Origin of the sequence: Acinetobacter marinus, assembly GCF_900096915.1 — a bacterium.
GTDB lineage: Bacteria > Pseudomonadota > Gammaproteobacteria > Pseudomonadales > Moraxellaceae > Acinetobacter > Acinetobacter marinus.
On the sequence record NZ_FMYK01000016.1, the window covers coordinates 1 to 16,380 of the forward strand.

The 16,380-nt window shown below is 39.1% G+C and carries 14 protein-coding genes, 4 pseudogenes and 1 other annotated feature; of the genes and pseudogenes, 11 read left to right on the plus strand and 7 right to left on the minus strand.

Going from position 1 to position 16,380, the window contains the following annotated elements; genetic code table 11:
* The coding region (locus BLQ60_RS13710) for an IS6-like element IS1008 family transposase (RefSeq protein WP_092621836.1) at positions 1-479 on the minus strand (479 nt) is incomplete at its 3' end.
* Between the two features lie 706 nt (positions 480-1,185).
* On the opposite strand from BLQ60_RS13710, the gene BLQ60_RS13720 reads away from it, so the two are divergent.
* On the plus strand, positions 1,186-1,800 hold the full coding sequence (locus tag BLQ60_RS13720) for a thiol:disulfide interchange protein DsbA/DsbL (RefSeq protein WP_045796002.1): 615 nt from the start codon (positions 1,186-1,188) through the stop codon (positions 1,798-1,800).
* Positions 1,801-2,225: 425 nt separating this feature from the next.
* Positions 2,226-2,426 (plus strand): annotated as a pseudogene (locus tag BLQ60_RS13725) (IS1 family transposase); the annotation flags it as partial.
* Positions 2,427-2,491: 65 nt separating this feature from the next.
* On the opposite strand, the gene BLQ60_RS13730 reads toward BLQ60_RS13725, so the two are convergent.
* The 3 genes from BLQ60_RS13730 to BLQ60_RS13740 all read right to left on the minus strand — a co-directional run bounded on the left by BLQ60_RS13730 (position 2,492) and on the right by BLQ60_RS13740 (position 4,484).
* Complete coding sequence (locus BLQ60_RS13730; protein WP_004733233.1) at positions 2,492-2,686, minus strand: heavy-metal-associated domain-containing protein; 195 nt, start codon at positions 2,684-2,686, stop codon at positions 2,492-2,494.
* A 471-nt stretch (positions 2,687-3,157) separates the two neighbouring features.
* A complete protein-coding gene (locus tag BLQ60_RS13735; protein ID WP_092621839.1) occupies positions 3,158-4,039 on the minus strand; it encodes a copper resistance D family protein in 882 nt (293 codons plus the stop codon).
* Positions 4,040-4,103: 64 nt separating this feature from the next.
* Complete coding sequence (locus tag BLQ60_RS13740) at positions 4,104-4,484, minus strand: copper resistance CopC family protein (protein ID WP_004681441.1); 381 nt, start codon at positions 4,482-4,484, stop codon at positions 4,104-4,106.
* Between the two features lie 609 nt (positions 4,485-5,093).
* Here BLQ60_RS13740 and BLQ60_RS13745 point away from each other — a divergent pair.
* The 5 genes and pseudogenes from BLQ60_RS13745 to BLQ60_RS13765 all read left to right on the plus strand — a co-directional run bounded on the left by BLQ60_RS13745 (position 5,094) and on the right by BLQ60_RS13765 (position 10,139).
* Positions 5,094-5,525, plus strand: coding sequence for a hypothetical protein (locus tag BLQ60_RS13745; protein ID WP_004695737.1), 432 nt, complete (start codon positions 5,094-5,096; stop codon positions 5,523-5,525).
* A 26-nt stretch (positions 5,526-5,551) separates the two neighbouring features.
* Positions 5,552-5,824 (plus strand): DUF2933 domain-containing protein, encoded by a 273-nt coding sequence (locus BLQ60_RS13750; RefSeq protein WP_092621818.1) that lies wholly within the window; start codon positions 5,552-5,554, stop codon positions 5,822-5,824.
* A complete protein-coding gene (locus BLQ60_RS13755) occupies positions 5,821-6,471 on the plus strand; it encodes a methyltransferase family protein (protein ID WP_092621821.1) in 651 nt (216 codons plus the stop codon). The genes BLQ60_RS13750 and BLQ60_RS13755 overlap by 4 nt, the downstream gene beginning before the upstream one ends.
* Before the next feature lie 11 nt (positions 6,472-6,482).
* Positions 6,483-8,858, plus strand: a complete 2,376-nt coding sequence (locus BLQ60_RS13760; RefSeq protein ID WP_092621824.1) for a heavy metal translocating P-type ATPase — start codon at positions 6,483-6,485, stop codon at positions 8,856-8,858.
* Positions 8,855-10,139 (plus strand): annotated as a pseudogene (locus BLQ60_RS13765) (MgtC/SapB family protein). The gene BLQ60_RS13760 and the pseudogene BLQ60_RS13765 overlap by 4 nt, the downstream one beginning before the upstream one ends.
* Before the next feature lie 38 nt (positions 10,140-10,177).
* Here the strand turns inward: BLQ60_RS13765 and BLQ60_RS13770 are convergent.
* Positions 10,178-11,578 (minus strand): heavy metal sensor histidine kinase, encoded by a 1,401-nt coding sequence (locus BLQ60_RS13770; protein WP_092621827.1) that lies wholly within the window; start codon positions 11,576-11,578, stop codon positions 10,178-10,180.
* Positions 11,571-12,251 carry a heavy metal response regulator transcription factor gene (locus tag BLQ60_RS13775; RefSeq protein ID WP_004679347.1) on the minus strand — a complete coding sequence of 227 codons (681 nt, stop codon included), beginning with the start codon at positions 12,249-12,251 and terminating at the stop codon, positions 11,571-11,573. Before BLQ60_RS13775 ends, BLQ60_RS13770 begins: the two co-directional genes overlap by 8 nt.
* A gap of 148 nt (positions 12,252-12,399) precedes the next feature.
* Between BLQ60_RS13775 and BLQ60_RS13780 the strand changes: the two genes are divergently transcribed.
* The 4 genes and pseudogenes from BLQ60_RS13780 to BLQ60_RS13795 form a co-directional block, all read left to right on the plus strand.
* Entirely contained in the window at positions 12,400-12,696 is a 297-nt protein-coding gene (locus tag BLQ60_RS13780) for a hypothetical protein (protein WP_004281865.1), read from the plus strand.
* A 117-nt stretch (positions 12,697-12,813) separates the two neighbouring features.
* Entirely contained in the window at positions 12,814-14,817 is a 2,004-nt protein-coding gene (locus tag BLQ60_RS13785) for a multicopper oxidase domain-containing protein (protein WP_092621830.1), read from the plus strand.
* Positions 14,804-15,724 carry a copper resistance protein B gene (locus BLQ60_RS13790; RefSeq protein ID WP_092621833.1) on the plus strand — a complete coding sequence of 307 codons (921 nt, stop codon included), beginning with the start codon at positions 14,804-14,806 and terminating at the stop codon, positions 15,722-15,724. The genes BLQ60_RS13785 and BLQ60_RS13790 overlap by 14 nt, the downstream gene beginning before the upstream one ends.
* A 174-nt stretch (positions 15,725-15,898) precedes the next feature.
* Positions 15,899-16,249 (plus strand): annotated as a pseudogene (locus BLQ60_RS13795) (transposase); the annotation flags it as partial.
* Positions 16,172-16,276: a sequence feature (AL1L pseudoknot), on the plus strand. It overlaps the preceding pseudogene by 78 nt.
* Before the next feature lie 23 nt (positions 16,277-16,299).
* Here the strand turns inward: BLQ60_RS13795 and BLQ60_RS13995 are convergent.
* Positions 16,300-16,380: pseudogene (locus BLQ60_RS13995) on the minus strand (IS6 family transposase); the annotation flags it as partial.

Sequence of the window (16,380 nt, forward strand, 5' to 3'; positions counted from 1 at the left end):
ATATCTACTGGACATTTTCCTTCTCGCTTTAACCGTGATAAAGCATGGCCATAGGTCGCTGCTTTATCTGTATTGATGACCCGTGGAATTTGCCATTTTTTCACCGTATTGAAGATCTTTCCTAAAAAACAATAGGCTGATTTACTGTTCCGTCTAGCGGAAAGGTAAAAGTCAATCGTATGACCATGTTGATCAACTGCACGATACAGGTAAGTCCATCGCCCCTTCACTTTGATATAAGTCTCATCCATATGCCATGAATGTAAATCTGTAGGATTACGCCAATACCAGCGTAAGCGTTTTTCCATTTCTGGAGCATAACGCTGAACCCAACGATAAATTGTGGTGTGGTCAACATTCACACCTCGTTCAGCGAGCATTTCTTGAAGTTCACGATAGCTGATGCCATATTTACAATACCAACGAACAGCCCAAAGAATGATTTCACCTTGAAAGTGCCGACCATGGAAGGGATTCATCTGCTGTATCTCGAAATAAATAAGATATTTAGCTTATCATGTCAGCCTATTTGCAACAGTGCCCGGTATTTAAAAGCCGGGAAATAACTTAATTGAAATTGGCGACTATATTTAGTTTAGCTTATGAAAATCGTGAACGTTGATTAAATAATAAGTGCAGAAAGCAAAGAGTTACAAATTTTATACAATATAAGTTTTTGATTTATAATTAATTAACTCGATTGCAATCTAGCTTTTTCAGCAACGATTTATCTTTTTTAAAATAGTATTAATTTATTTTTTTGAGAACAAACCTTAACAAAATTACAAGTTTGTAATTTTGTTGTCATTCTGATGTATATATTTACTCATTATTATAAGTAAAGATTTTTTTGCTCAGTTCTATGTTGTAAATTCCAGCTATTATCATAGCCACGCGGCTGTTACTGAAGAGTAATAGTAAGAAGTTAATATTTACTGTAGGTTTGACCACTACGTTTTAATCGTAGAAATTATAACCGTTTTTATTACTCAAAGTTTAACTTTTGTGATTATCTAAAAACACATAGCGGTCGAATGGCCATATTAACTGACTTAAAATCAGTCGCATACTTTAATGTAGCGGTTCTGATAGCACAAAAGTTCGCAGCATGAAAACGGAACCGGCATAATTGATTTATAGTGAACCCATACACTAAGCATAATGATTTAGAGGACGATAATCCCAATGAAAAAATTCCTTTTAGGAGCTGTTGCCGCATCTGTTTTGGCCTTTTCAGGTAGTGCTATGGCCAATTTTGTGGCAGGTCAGGACTATCAGGTGGTTGCAAAACCAGTTAAAGTCGAAAAACCGGGCAAAATTGAGGTACGTGAATTCTTCTGGTATGGCTGTGGTCACTGTTTCGCGCTTGAACCACATATGCAGGGCTGGTTGAAAAAATTACCAAAAGATGTACGTTTTGTACGTACACCTGCTGCAATGAACCCGCTTTGGGAACAGGCTGCACGTGCTTATTATGTTTCAGAAGCCCTGGGTGTGCGTCAAAAAGCACATTTACAATTATTCCATGATATTCATGATAAGCAGCGTCCAATTTTAGAACAGGCGCAATTGGCCAAGTTCTATACCCGCTATGGTATTCCTGAAGCGAAATTTAACAGCACTTATAAATCTTTCCCGATCACTTCGAAAATTGCCCAAGCCAAAAATCTGGCTGCTCAGTATCAGTTAAGTGGTGTTCCGGCAGTGACCGTGAATGGTAAATATATTGTGCAGGGTAATGATGCCAAAGTCATTCAGGTGGTGAATTACCTGATTGAAAAAGAGCGTAAAGCCAAATAAGACGCGATTGATTATCTCTAAAAAAAACCTGCATCGAATCTGCAGGTTTTTTTATTTAAACTGGAGGAATGGTTATTTACGTCCTGACTGCCGGATCTGGTGTTTCTATCGGCGGGCGATACCAGTGTAAAATTCCTCGGAATAAGAGCTGCATCTGCAACACGCTTTGCGCTTTAAAGTCATGGGATTGAATATGAATCGTGGATTGTATCTTTACCAGTTCATACCTGATATCTTCATTCAGAAAATGAATTTTCCTTTCTATTTCAACACGCAGAATTGCCGAGGCACCCCGACGCTCTAAAACAAACAAAGGTGGTGTTTCAAAAAGTATGCTGAAAAAAACAATATGGCTTTTGATAAAATAGAGGTATGAAAATAACGCTACAAATCAAATGTCCTACCTGTCTAAGTAACAATATTGAGATAGTTTTATCACAGCATTTCAATGTTGCAAGCAAGTGATCGGTAAGTTTTTTACCGTCGGTATTGAAGGTAACAATTGTAGAATTCGTCATCGAATCAGGCGTGGATTTAGGAGAAGTTGCAACTTTTCTAAAAAGCTCGAAAATCATTTTAAAGCCTTTGATTTGACTTTCTTTTACCTTAATAACGGATTTGTTTAACGCTAGCATACTTTTTGAAACACCACCAAAGTGGTAAGGAATTCCCACTGTTACTCTAACAGAGATTAAGCAGGATCAGCTGTAAATCCACGCTCACTGAGAGTTGCAATGACTTTATCCTGACTCACCGTTGTGTTGATTTCAACGATACGGTTTTGTAAATCAATATCGAGTGAGGCATTCGAGTCGAGCTCTTTAATTGCGGTAGTAATGCCGCGTGCACAACCACCACAAGTCATATTAGCGATGTGAAATTTCATATGTTGCTCCTTTTTAACAAAACATTTGTTTAAAACATTAGAACAGTAACTCTAAACTTTCACCATACAACCAGCCTTTTTCTGAATCAGTTACTCGCTGTAACTTGGTCTGTTTACAACCTTACAGTTTTCTTCAGAGTATTCCAAAGAAGAGTGTTCTAATGACTACAGTAAAAGTACTTAACCAACATTAATGTGACTTTAAAATGACATTTTTGTCATCTACGATCACTCTGAAATTTATAAGATTAGTTATTTCAATCAATGGTAGTGAACTGAATAGATGAGACCGTTATGGGTTGAAGATAAGCTAAAAACCGGTGACTACCTTTAATGTATAAATGCCTCATGATGCGATTTTACTGTTCTGATTGTCGTAAGTTGACAGTCCAGTAGAAACTTTATTGCTCAGCTACAAAAGATAAATGCAGTAATGTTAAATTTCCTCAATTCCCTTATTTTGAAATTCTCTTATTCAATACCCACGACAGTGGTTATATAGCCTGTTGTTAATAGAATTGATAGACCTAATAACATCTCAAATAAAATGGCATGACTAAGGTGTTTAGCGAATTTAGGATGTTGAAGACGCGGGGTGAAATACCATTTGTTGAAGGCAGCTAAAAGTAGAATACTTATAACAAAAAACATTTTAACCATGAAACCATAGCCATATGCAGTATTGATTAAGGTATTAAAATCTTTAATTAAAAGAAGAGCTACACTAGCGCCACAGGCGATTAATATCCCAACAATGAAAGCAGCAATACGTCCAAATACATGCATGCGATCTTTTAAAGGTAAACCACTTATTTCCCGGCTGGTTTTCCATAACGGATATAAAGACCCCATCCATAACGACATAACTAGAATATGGATTGATAATAAAATTTGAGCAAGTAAGGTTAAATTAGCGACATGTCCGAGCTGGGAAAAACTAAAAATAATCGGGAGAAGTAAAACACAAAATATTGAACTTTCAATTATAGAAAACTGACCTTTGTTCCTGTTAACTTTAACCACCATGAGAAGAAGTAAAAGAGCAAAACTAATAGAACGAAGAACGTATATATACCCCGTCGGAGTATTAACCAATATATTAATATACGTGGGGTCCACCATCCCTGTAATACCAGTATTGGCAAAACTACCAATCAGAATAAAAAATCCCAAGGTACTGGAAATTAGGCCTAATCCAGCGCCAATTGTAATATATTTAAGAATCGATTCTTTTAGTTCAAGATATTGTCTAAGTAAAAAATAGCAAAAGGCTCCACCAACGACAAAAGGTACACTTAAATATAAAATAACCTTAGTTAACCAAGTGGCCCACATCCAATATTCAGAAATCATTATTTTTGTCCATTCTAGAACAACATGCCAGCACCTCACTGACATGTTGAAAGGTAATCAATTCTTATTTAGTTGATTTGATAGTGAAACTATATTCACCATTCATGTTGTGACCATCTTTCCCCATTGTTGTCCAGACAACGGTATATTTACCTTTTTTCAGTTTCGGAAGAGCGACATCAAAGGATTTCTTTAAGTCATGAGTAACTTTATATTTTAAAGGAACATCTCTTCGCTGAGCATCCAGTAACTTAATATTCATCAACATAACCTCTGCACCAAAGTTAAGGGTCAAGTTCTTTGGTTGACTAAGGATAGATGCATTTTCCGCAGGAATCGCACTCACTAAACTCACATGAGCGAACGTAGTTGTAGTAGCCACAATCATCGTTGCAGCTACTACAACATTACGTAGAGCAGTCATTTTATTTTGAAATAATTTCATTTACGTTTCCTCTTGATTCGTTAGTTCATTAGAGATGACTTTATAAAATCTATATTTAATGAGACCACATCATCTCCTCTTATATTTCAATTATTAGTGAGAGACAGAAACAGAGCGATGACTTCAAAATTACATTTTTGTCATTTTTAAAATTTAAAATCTTTAACTATTAAAATAATCTTATTGAAAAATAATGATCATTTAACAAACAAATTATGTAGGTGGTTGATTTATGAAATGTAGTAATCATTTTGTCTAAGAAAATAGTAGCTATTTAATTTTTTATATTTTAGTGGCTTTGCTGCATAAATATGTAAGCATCTGATTTAAATAAATTTAATTTTGGATCAAAAAATAATCAAAACTACTAAAATCATATAGTTATGAAATCTTTGTGCAACAAAGCCCATCTCAGCATAGACTATATATTTCGAGAAGATCTCAAAATTACATTTTTGTCATTTTTAAAAATAATTAATTAATAGTGCTAAAATTTTTAAGAGAGACAGAGAATAACCAAAAATTTCATCAGTTTAGTAGTCAAATTCCTAGACTCTGTTCAGTACTAAAACATAGCTTTTACTTCCAAATTATTTAAAGGAAAAAATTATGATGAAATTCAAAAACATTTTTTTGGGCTTATGTATCGCAGCCGCGTCATTGAATACATTTGCACAGCAATCCGATGAACACAAAGATCACCACCCTGAAAAAACAGCACCATCTGCAGTAACAATTAAGCAAACAGTTACCAGCACCACTGCTACAGATAAAATGGCTGCAATGGATCAACACATGAAGGCGATGCAAGCCATGCATGAGAAGATGATGGCTGCAAAAACCCCACAAGAACGTCAGAAACTTATGGCTGAGCACATGAAACTCATGCAAGGAGGTATGAGTATGATGAAACAGATGGGCAGCCAAAGCATGAATGCAAATATGGCTGACCGTCAGCAGATGATGGAAAAACGTATGGACATGATGCAATCCATGATGCAGATGATGATGGACTGTATGCCTCCGTCAGCAACTAAATAGTTACCCATGAATTAGGGGAAAGCACCATGAATCACCAACACCAAGAAAATAATTCAGTACCTAACTTCTGGTCTACACGTTATGCCATTGGTCTAATCGTGCTGGGTGGTATCGCAGCTTATTTTCTATTAACGGAACATTTAGCCCACGTTATTGGTGCTTTGCCTTATTTATTCCTTTTAGCGTGTCCACTGATGCATATTTTTATGCATGGTGGTCATGGACATCACCATCATCAACAGAAAAATCCAGACACATCAGATAATAAAAAATCACGCGAACCAGGAGACCCCTCATGAATCATGCGGAATCGGCTTATGGTTTATGGACGCTGGTTATCATTAACTCAGCAGTTTTTATCATGTTCGCTTTCAGTTTTTTTAGACCTTCCACTGCGCGCGATTGGCGTACATTTGGGGCCTTTTCGGCTTTTATCATTGCATTGTTTGTCGAGATGTATGGTTTCCCTTTAACCATTTACCTGTTGTCAGGCTGGCTACAAACTCGCTTTCCTGAACTTGATTTGCTGTCGCATAACTCAGGTCACTTATGGTCAACGCTACTGGGTGAAAAGGGTGATCCACATTTTGACATTCTGCACATCGAGAGTTATATTTTTTTGGGCTATGGTTTCTATTTACTGTCATCAGCATGGAACGTGTTGTACCACGCACAACGTCATCACCAATTGGCAGTAACCGGACCCTATGCGCGCATACGTCACCCCCAATACGTGGCTTTTATCTTGATCTTGCTGGGTTTTTTATTGCTATGGCCAACTTTACTGACACTGATTATGTTTCCAATCTTACTCTTAATGTACAGCCGCTTGGCAATTAAGGCAGAGGCTGAAATGAGTAAACAGTTTGGCGCTGTCTATGACAGCTATGCTCAACAGACTCCGAGATTTATTCCAAAATTCGGCCATAAAACCACTTTTCCATGAGAGAATTATTTATGTCAGATCAAAAAAATCATAACCAGGACCATATGGCACAGGCTACAACAGACGTACTGAAAGACCCAGTCTGTGGTATGACCGTCACTGAAGAATCGAAATACCATGAGGAATTTAAGGGGAAAACTTACTTTTTTTGCAGTGATAAATGTCAATCAAAGTTTCATAGCAGCCCGGTGCAATATATCGCTAAACCCGCAACGACGACTGCCGATGCACATACACAGCATCATCAGACTACTCAATCCGTTAATGAGACAAGCACAACAGGCACGATCATCTATACGTGCCCAATGCATCCAGAAATCAGGCAAGATCATCCTGGAAACTGTCCTAAATGCGGAATGACACTGGAGCCACTCATTCCTGAATTAGAGGAAGATGAGAATCCGGAGTTACGTGATTTCCGCCGACGCTTCTGGTGGACACTGCCATTGACCATCATCGTGACTTTTTTGGCGATGTTTGGTCATCAAATGAACCTGTTCAATATGGCTGTTCAGAGCTGGATTGAACTGGTGTTGTCACTCCCAATTGTACTTTGGGCAGGTTGGCCATTTTTTTCCCGGGGTTGGCAATCGGTTGTGAATCGCAGCCCGAACATGTGGACGCTGATTGGTTTGGGCACTGGAGCTGCATTTATTTATAGTGTGGTCGCAACCATTGCACCGCAAATCTTCCCAGACTCATTTATTTCCATGGGTCGTGTCGCTGTTTACTTTGAAGCTTCAGCGGTCATCATTTCATTGACCCTACTGGGACAAATATTGGAGTTAAAAGCACGTTCGCAAACTTCTGCTGCAATTAAGTCACTCCTTGGGCTCGCTCCTAAAACAGCTCGCCGAATCCTGCCTGATGGAACTGAAGAAGATGTTCCTCTAACGCATGTCCATGTAGGAGATTTACTCAGAATTCGCCCAGGTGAAAAAGTGCCTGTGGATGGTGTAATCACTGAAGGAAGTAGTTCAGTGGATGAATCGATGCTGACAGGTGAACCTTTACCGATCACTAAACGCATCGGTGATAAAGTCATTGGTGCTACCCTGAATACCAATGGTTCCCTAATCATGCGTTCAGAGAAAATTGGTTCAAGTACCATGTTGTCTCAGATCGTACAGATGGTGGCGCAAGCTCAACGCTCAAGAGCCCCAATGCAACGCATGGCTGATCAGGTTGCAGGTTGGTTTGTCATGGCTGTAGTAGCCATTGCCTTGCTTACCTTCTTTGGATGGGGACTGTTCGGCCCAGAAGAGTCGAGCTGGGTTTATGCATTAATCAATGCTGTGGCAGTACTCATTATTGCCTGTCCTTGTGCATTAGGCTTGGCAACTCCAATGTCTATCATGGTTGCAACGGGTCAAGGTGCTACTCATGGTGTGTTGTTCCGCGATGCAGCAGCCATTGAGAATCTGCGCAAGATTGACACACTAATCATCGATAAAACAGGTACGTTGACCGAAGGACGCCCTGTATTCGATCGTGTGGTTGCCGCATCAGGTTTCGATGAATCTGAAGTATTACGTTTAGCCGCCAGTCTTGATCAAGGCAGTGAACACCCGCTAGCCGAAGCGATTGTAAACGCAGCACACGAACGTGGCCTGCCTCTTGAAACACCAGATAATTTTGAATCAGGCTCAGGGATTGGTGTTCGAGGTCAAGTGGGCGATCGTCAGTTAGCTTTGGGCAACACAGCACTGATGGAGCAATTAGGTATCTCGGTACAATCTCTGATTCCGCAAGCCGAAGAGCTGCGTTCAGAAGGTGCAAGTGTGATGCATCTAGCCATCAATGGTGAATTGGCCGGCCTGCTTGCAGTATCCGATCCCATCAAAAAAAGTACCCCAGAAGCACTTGCCACCCTGAAGGAAGCGGGTCTACGTATCGTGATGGCAACAGGAGATGGTCTCACCACTGCCCGTTCAGTCGCAGCACGTCTAGGCATTGATGAGGTACATGGCGAAGTCAAACCCGCAGATAAACTCGAACTGGTCAGCAAATTGCAGAAGGAAGGTCGCATCGTGGCTATGGCTGGTGATGGCATCAATGATGCACCAGCCTTGGCTAAAGCTGATATCGGTATCGCTATGGGAACCGGGACTGATGTTGCAATGAATAGTGCCCAAGTTACGCTGGTCAAGGGAGATTTACGAGGGATTGCTGTTGCCCGTTCACTTTCGGAAGCTACTGTCGGCAACATGAAACAGAACCTCATGTTTGCTTTCCTTTACAATGCTTTGGGTATCCCTATCGCGGCTGGCGTACTATATCCATTTACCGGTTGGTTGTTGTCACCGATGATTGCCGCCTTGGCTATGAGTTTGAGTTCAGCTTCAGTCATCACCAATGCCCTTCGCCTGCGAAATAAAAAGTTCTGATAGAGAGTTCCTTTCTTCCACCAGATGTATCAGGGCTGGTTGCAGCACTCGCCATCGGCCTGCTCATTGGTTTAGAACGAGGATGGCAGGATCGAGAACTGCCAGAAGGCAGCCGAGTAGCAGGTCTACGTACCTTCACATTGACAGGATTGCTCGGAGGAGTGCTCGGTCATTTACAACCAAACTTCGGAGCTTGGCCGCTAGTTGCGGCCGTATTAGGGCTTTCCTTATTACTAACAGTGTCCTATGCTCGTACCGCAAAAATTTCCGGTAATTTAAGCGCTACCACGACGATCGCGATGCTGTTGACATTAGTTCTAGGTGCATATGCATCCCATGGTAATGTTACTTTAGCATTAACCGCGGCTGTCATCGTGGCTGTATTTTTGGATCTCAAGCCAACCTTACACGGTTGGCTACGCTTGATAGAGCATCGTGAATTAACCGCATCCCTGCAGTTGCTGGTACTTTCTGTCGTTATATTACCCTACTTACCCAATACGGGTCTGGGACCTTTTGCTGCATTAAATCCTTACCAGTTATGGTGGGCGGTGATCCTGATTGCCGGACTCTCTCTGGCAGGTCATTTTGCCATGCTGCTCACCGGTTCAGAAAGAGGCATACTCTGGACAGGTCTATTGGGTGGTTTGGCATCTTCTACAGCTGCAACTGTCGCACTGGCACGCTATACACGCCAGCACCCCGTCATGGTCAGTGCTGCTATTTCTGGAACATTGGCTGCCTGTGGCATCATGTTTTTTCGTATGGTTGTGCTGATAGGCGTCATTGAGCCAGCATTGCTAAGCACTTTTGGTGGTGCAATGATGATTGCGGGAATCCTTCTGCTGGGTATGGCATTGTGGAGACAACGCCAAATTACCAGCGCTGAAAACAACGATCGAACAATAGAAGCAATGGCTCCTTTTGATCTTGGGACAGCATTCAGCTTCGCTGCTTTCCTGGCTGTCATGGCAGTCTTGGTCCCGGCAGCAAAACAATGGTTGGGCACCAGCGGCATCTTCGTATTATCGACTATTTCTGGGCTAGCAGACGTAGATGCTATTTTAGTCTCACTTGCCCGCCTGCATAGTACTGAAGGCTTAACAACAAATGTGGCTGCTGTCGCGCTAGGGCTGGCCACACTGAGCAACATGTTAAGCAAAGCGACAATTGCATGGATGACAGGGGGGGGCACAGTTTGGCCGAGCTATCATATTTGGCTACACAATTGCCATGATCGGTGCTGGCGTAGCTCTGGCTCTCAGTTTGAGCTTTATGTAAGGTCAACTCGGGTAAATGGAAGATGTTCAAAAAATGAGTTAAAATGATTCCCCTTGCATGGATTCACTTTGAAAAACAATGGTAAAAATGATTCGACCATTGAGGGATTCAGCCTGGATGGTCGCCCCAAGCATATCAAGAATAGATTTTGTTATCGCGAGCCCTAAGCCGGTTCCTTCTTCTGTTCTTTGTCTAGACGCATCTGTTCGATAAAAACGATCAAATAACCTGGATAGTTGTTCAGGAGAGAGTTCAGGGCCTTCATTTTCAATTGAAAATATTGTGTTATCTAAATTCTGTTGAAGTTTTATCTGTATTGTAGAATTCTTGTTTCCATATTTAACTGCATTAGACAATAGGTTGCTGAGTGCGCGACGTAACATAGCAGGATCACCTTTTACATTGCCAGATCCTGTTTGTTGAAGTGTCATATTTTTTTCGGCAGCTAGAGCGTCATAGAAATCAAATAAAGCGGTAACTTCTTTAATGAGGTCAATATTCTGTAAGTTCTGTAAATTTAAGTCATGTTCTGCTTTTGCCAAGAAAAGCATATCGGACACCATTCGAGCCAAACGTTCAAATTCTTCTAAATTAGAAAATAGTATTTCTTGATAAGTACCAATATCTCGGTTACGGGCGAGACATACTTGAGTTTGGGTCATTAAATTATTAATCGGTGTTCTAATTTCATGTGCTAAATCAGATGAAAAATCGGAAAGTTTTTCTAAAGCTGACTCTAGTCTGTCCAGCATAGCATTGAAGGCAATTGCTAATGATTTTAGTTCTGTTGGTGTATGCTCAACTTCTAAACGTTCTGAAAGATGTTGAGCAGAAATTCCTTGTGCGACCTTAGCCATTTTTTGCACGGGTCTTAAACCTCTCCAGGTTGCAAACCAGCCTAAAAACATTAAACAAATCGTACCGGCTAAACCAATGTAAAAAAGTTGACGCTTAAAATCATTTAAAAAATGTAGATGTTCAGATGTATCGATCCCCACAATAATGCGTACAGATTGTATTTCAGTATTTTTGTTTATATCCGTGTTGTAGATCATGCCATGATAGGTCTTATTCTTAATTTTCCATTTAATCCAAGGGTTATTTGCTGACTTGATTAACTGTTGAGTATTAATGATTGAAGGTGTAGAACTAAATAAAATCTGACCTGCCGGTCGTTCTATTTGGACCATAAGATCATGGTGTCCAACTAAAGCATCTTTCAAATATAGATCAAGTTCTGGAGAATTTTTAGGATGCTGTTGGAGAAGATTCTGAATAAGCTGGATTTTACCTTCTAATTGGGTACGATCTTGCGTTTCAAAATGATGCATCACTAATTTATGGATGAAAAACCCCATCATAATGAGAATGCATATAGTCGATAATGAGAAAATAATACCAATACGAAAACTGATAGATTTGAATATTTTATTATTCATCTTCTACCTCTAATACATACCCCATTCCTCTAATATTTTGAATTAACTTAGGGGTAAAATTACTATCTACTTTATTTCTTAATCGTTTAATAGCGACTTCAACTACATTTGTATCACTATCAAAGTTCATATCCCAAATTTGAGATGCAATAAGTGCTCTTGGTAGAATTTCACCTCTTCTACGCATAAAAAGCTCCATAAGAGCAAATTCTTTAGCCGTTAAATCAATGCGTTGACCTGCTCGTGTTACCCGACGTTTTCTCAAATCAAGTTCTAAATCAGCAATCTTAATAATATTATTATCTTCTCTTTGTTGCCCTCGTCTAAGGAGCGTTTTTATTCGAGCTAGAAGCTCTGCAAAAGCAAAAGGCTTAACTAAATAATCATCAGCGCCTAGCTCTAATCCTTTTACTCGATCTTCGATTTGATCTCGGGCGGTAAGAAAAAGAATGGGCATTGTTTTACCGCTGCTACGAATATCATTGATAATATTCCAACCATTTAGTCCAGGTAACATCACGTCTAAAATAATTAAGTCATACTCTTCAGAAAGAGCTTGATGTTTACCCGTTAACCCATCTGTAACCCAGTCCGTAATATAGCCAGCTTCGGATAAACCTTGCTTGAGATAATCACCAGTTTTTTGTTCATCTTCAACTAATAGTATTCTCATTTCCGAATCCTAAGTCATTCATTAAAACTATAATAACGTTATAAAACATCTGATCGAGATAGATTACAAAAATGTCATTTTCAAGTCACTTAGATGTTCAGTGCTTCACTTTATTGTAGTAGCAAGAAATTAACTTTTAGAGAAACTTATGAAAACTGTAGTGCGTCGTAGTCTAACAATTTTAATGTGTGCTGGAACTTTAATTGCTGGTACTCAATCTTGGGCAAAAGATGTATCAACCTCAAGTGCCACTAAAACGGTAAAAGCACAGGAACCTTGTACAAAACCTTGTAAAATGGAAAAAGATGACAAGACTCAGCAAGATCATAGTCAACATCAGTCTCCTAACTCATCTGACATGTCAAAAATGGATCATTCTATGATGAATATGGACCATTCTAAAATGGATCATTCAAAGATGAATATGCCTAGTAGCAATAAATAATTTTATAAATAGCGAGAAAGAAGTATTAAAGTTTATACTAAATATTTGCTTTATTACTTCAATCTTGACCTTTCTAAAGGTGAGATAGAATGTCAAAAAATCTAAAGGTGAGATAGAATGTCAAAAAAGTTAAGTCATATACTCTTAATTGGAGTTGGTTTATTTTCATCAACTTGGGTAATGGCGGCAGTTAAAGAATATGATTTAACAATCGCTGAACAAACTGTAAATATCACAGGAAAACCAGTTGAGAGAATTACTGTAAATGGTAAATTCGTTGCACCACTTCTTGAATTTGAAGAAGGTGATGAGGCCGTTATCCGTGTTCACAATAAGTTAAAAAATCAGGACTCTTCAATCCATTGGCATGGCTTATTATTACCTGGAATTATGGATGGTGTACCTGGATTTAACAAATTTCATGGCATTGCCCCTAATAAAACTTATGAATATAAGTTTAAAGTCCGCCAAAATGGTACTTATTGGTATCATTCACATAGTAAAGGACAAGAACAAGACGGTTTATATGGTGCTTTTGTTATTTATCCTAAAGATAAAACTCCACTAACAGCTGCTGAAAAAACTGATAGAGATTTTGTGGTTTTGCTTTCTGATTTTCATAATTCGACAAGTGATCAAATTATGAAAAATATTAAAAAAGAAGCAGATTACTATCAGAACCGCCGCGAAACAGTATTCGATTTATTAAAACAAGTTAAACGTGATGGGCTAAAAGCGACTTGGCAAGACCGTTCTATGTGGAATCAGATGCGGATGTTGAAAACAGATATGTCCGATGTGACTGGTTATACATTTTTAATGAATGGCAAAACACCTCAGCAAAACTGGACCGGTAACTTCAAAGCTGGTGAAAAAGTTCGCCTTCGTTTTATTAATGCTTCCGCTATGTCATTCTTTGATGTACGCATTCCAAACCTAAAAATGACTGTAGTCAGTGCTGATGGTCAACCTGTAAAGCCGGTTCCTGTAGATGAGTTCCGTATTGGTACTGCTGAAACCTATGATGTCATTGTGGAACCAAAACAAGCACATTACCAAATTGAAGCTGAATCTATTGATCGTACCGGTTTTGCAGTGGGAACATTACATGAAGAAAGCAGCCCAGCAGTCAAACAAATTGAGATGCCTAAGCCTCGTCCTCGTTCTTTATTGACTATGGAAGATATGGGAATGAATCATGATATGTCTTCAATGCAAGGTATGAATCACGATATGTCTTCAATGAAAGGTATGGATCATGATATGTCTTCTATGAAAGGCATGAATCACGATATGTCTTCTATGAAAGGTATGGATCATGATATGTCTTCAATGAAAGATATGAATCACGATATGTCTTCTATGAAAGGCATGAATCACGATATGTCTTCTATGAAAGGTATGGATCATGATATGTCTTCTATGAAAGGCATGAATCACGATATGTATTCTATGAAAGGTATGGATCATGATATGTCTTCTATGAAAGATATGAATCATGATATGTCTTCTATGAAAGGCATGAATCATGATATGCCGATGAATAGCGCTACTGTTAAGGCGGCTTCAGACAAGAATGATAATACCGTATTTGGATGGGCAAATGCTTCAACACCTGAAGGTAATAAAGCATTGCAATATAGTGATTTGCAATCGTTAGATCCTCAAAAAGACACTCGTGCAGCTGAACGTGAAATAGAGATCCGTCTTGGTGGAAACATGGAGCGTTATATTTGGACAATAAATGGTAAAAAATTTAATGAAGCCGACCCACTAGTGGTGAAGTATGGTGAACGTATTCGCTTAAAATTTGTCAATGACAGTATGATGGCTCACCCAATGCACTTACATGGCATGTTTATGCAGCTTGAGAATGGTCAGGATCCAAGCAATATGCCAAACAAACATACGGTAATTGTTCCACCTGGGAAAACGATAACCACTCTACTCACAGCTGATGAGTTAGGTGAGTGGGCTATTCATTGTCACCTGCTTTACCATATGAGTGCAGGAATGATGAATAAACTCATTGTAGCTCAAGTGGAAGATGGTAATTCTACAAAGACTGTTCCTCAGTCCCAAGTAAATGAGAAGGGAGTAAATCCACATGCACATCACTAATAATTTTTTTTCAAAAACAACTTTGATGATTGCGCTATTTGGATTATCAAATCTAACGTTCGCTAAAAATGAAACTCCTGTACAAGAAAGTAATATTACAAATGGTATGAGAGGCTTATTACAGGAGTCTGGTGGCTTAAGATATAGCCCCCAAGAATTGTATCCAGAATATTATTCAATGGAAAATGCAAATGGGGGAGATAATATTATTTTGACTGCAAGAAAGAGATCAGACGGATCTCACGATGATCATCTTAAAGAACATGGCGGACAAATTTATCAAGTAACAAGACTTGAAAATGCATGGATGGTTGATGAAGACGGTAAGGGCAACCTAGGAACAAAGCTTGAAACTTTGATTGGAACAGATGAAAATCGTCTATTTATTGAAGCCAATTCGGAAAAGTCAGAAAGTAATGATCCAAAATATGCTGTATCAGCACTTTATAGCCGTAACGTAGCCCCATTTTGGGATATACAAGCTGGTGTAAGATATAGCGAAGATAAAAATAGCAGCAACAGTGATCGAGTTGATGGTGTTATTGGTGTATTAGGATTAGCTCCTTATTTCTTTGAAACACAAGCATATCTTTATGGCGGTGAGAATAATTTTTGGGGAGCAAGTTTTGAAATCGAACGTGATTTCTTGTTAACCCAGAAATTGATTACTCAACCTTATATCGAAGCAGATGTAATATTTAGCGATGATTCTAACTATGCTGCAAAATCAGGTTTATCAGAACTAAAAACTGGTATCAAAACCCGATATGAGATTACTAAGCGAATTAAACCTTTCATTGATGTTGCTTACCAATATGAAAAAGGACAGAAAGCCACTTCTATGCAAGAGGCAACAGAGTCTGAAAAGGGATGGAAATATGGTGCAGGTATCGAATTAGTTTTTTAAAATAATATGACTTGGAATCATGAATGGTAGCTTCGGCTACTATTCATGAAATTGTTGTCATTTCCTTTCGAATCTGTAAAACTAAAAAAGTGAACCGTACCGGGTTTGTCGGAGAGTCAATATTCTGAGATGAGAAGCATTGCTTCGCAAGACGTAGCGAAGCGTAGTGTCCCGATGACAAAATTAAAATATACCCCTGAAATCAGAGAAAGAGTGGTTCAATTACTAATTGAATCTAAAAGATTATCCATCGAATTGGGCAGCAGTTTCCGCAATTGCTCCTAAAATTGGCTGTACTCCTGAAACACTACGTGCCTGGCATCAAAAGCATTTAGATCAGCAAAATCCTATTAAAGTACAACAGGTATCTGACCAAGAAAAAATGAAGCAAATGGAACGTGAAATTAAAGAATTAAAGCGTGCCAATGAAATTCTACGTAAAGCAGCCGCTTTTTTCGCCCAGGCGGAGCTCGACCGCCTACACAAATAATGGTGGATTTCATCCATAACAATAAAGACTTATGGCACTGTTGCAAATAGAGATTTGAGTCGATGATGTTTCCTTTAAAAAGTACTTAGAGACCGAAAACCCTGTTGATTAGACACACTTCACCCTGAGGCTGACCATAATAAAATGACGATGCTTGTCCTTTACG

What these genes read in the sequence shown, in the direction of transcription:
- BLQ60_RS13720 (WP_045796002.1), top strand. Translation starts at nt 1,186, where the DNA reads ATGAAAAAATTCCTTTTAGGAGCTGTTGCCGCATCTGTTTTGGCCTTT.
- BLQ60_RS13730 (WP_004733233.1), bottom strand. Translation starts at nt 2,686, where the DNA reads ATGAAATTTCACATCGCTAATATGACTTGTGGTGGTTGTGCACGCGGC.
- BLQ60_RS13735 (WP_092621839.1), bottom strand. Translation starts at nt 4,039, where the DNA reads ATGATTTCTGAATATTGGATGTGGGCCACTTGGTTAACTAAGGTTATT.
- BLQ60_RS13740 (WP_004681441.1), bottom strand. Translation starts at nt 4,484, where the DNA reads ATGAAATTATTTCAAAATAAAATGACTGCTCTACGTAATGTTGTAGTA.
- BLQ60_RS13745 (WP_004695737.1), top strand. Translation starts at nt 5,094, where the DNA reads ATGATGAAATTCAAAAACATTTTTTTGGGCTTATGTATCGCAGCCGCG.
- BLQ60_RS13750 (WP_092621818.1), top strand. Translation starts at nt 5,552, where the DNA reads ATGAATCACCAACACCAAGAAAATAATTCAGTACCTAACTTCTGGTCT.
- BLQ60_RS13755 (WP_092621821.1), top strand. Translation starts at nt 5,821, where the DNA reads ATGAATCATGCGGAATCGGCTTATGGTTTATGGACGCTGGTTATCATT.
- BLQ60_RS13760 (WP_092621824.1), top strand. Translation starts at nt 6,483, where the DNA reads ATGTCAGATCAAAAAAATCATAACCAGGACCATATGGCACAGGCTACA.
- BLQ60_RS13770 (WP_092621827.1), bottom strand. Translation starts at nt 11,578, where the DNA reads ATGAATAATAAAATATTCAAATCTATCAGTTTTCGTATTGGTATTATT.
- BLQ60_RS13775 (WP_004679347.1), bottom strand. Translation starts at nt 12,251, where the DNA reads ATGAGAATACTATTAGTTGAAGATGAACAAAAAACTGGTGATTATCTC.
- BLQ60_RS13780 (WP_004281865.1), top strand. Translation starts at nt 12,400, where the DNA reads ATGAAAACTGTAGTGCGTCGTAGTCTAACAATTTTAATGTGTGCTGGA.
- BLQ60_RS13785 (WP_092621830.1), top strand. Translation starts at nt 12,814, where the DNA reads ATGTCAAAAAAGTTAAGTCATATACTCTTAATTGGAGTTGGTTTATTT.
- BLQ60_RS13790 (WP_092621833.1), top strand. Translation starts at nt 14,804, where the DNA reads ATGCACATCACTAATAATTTTTTTTCAAAAACAACTTTGATGATTGCG.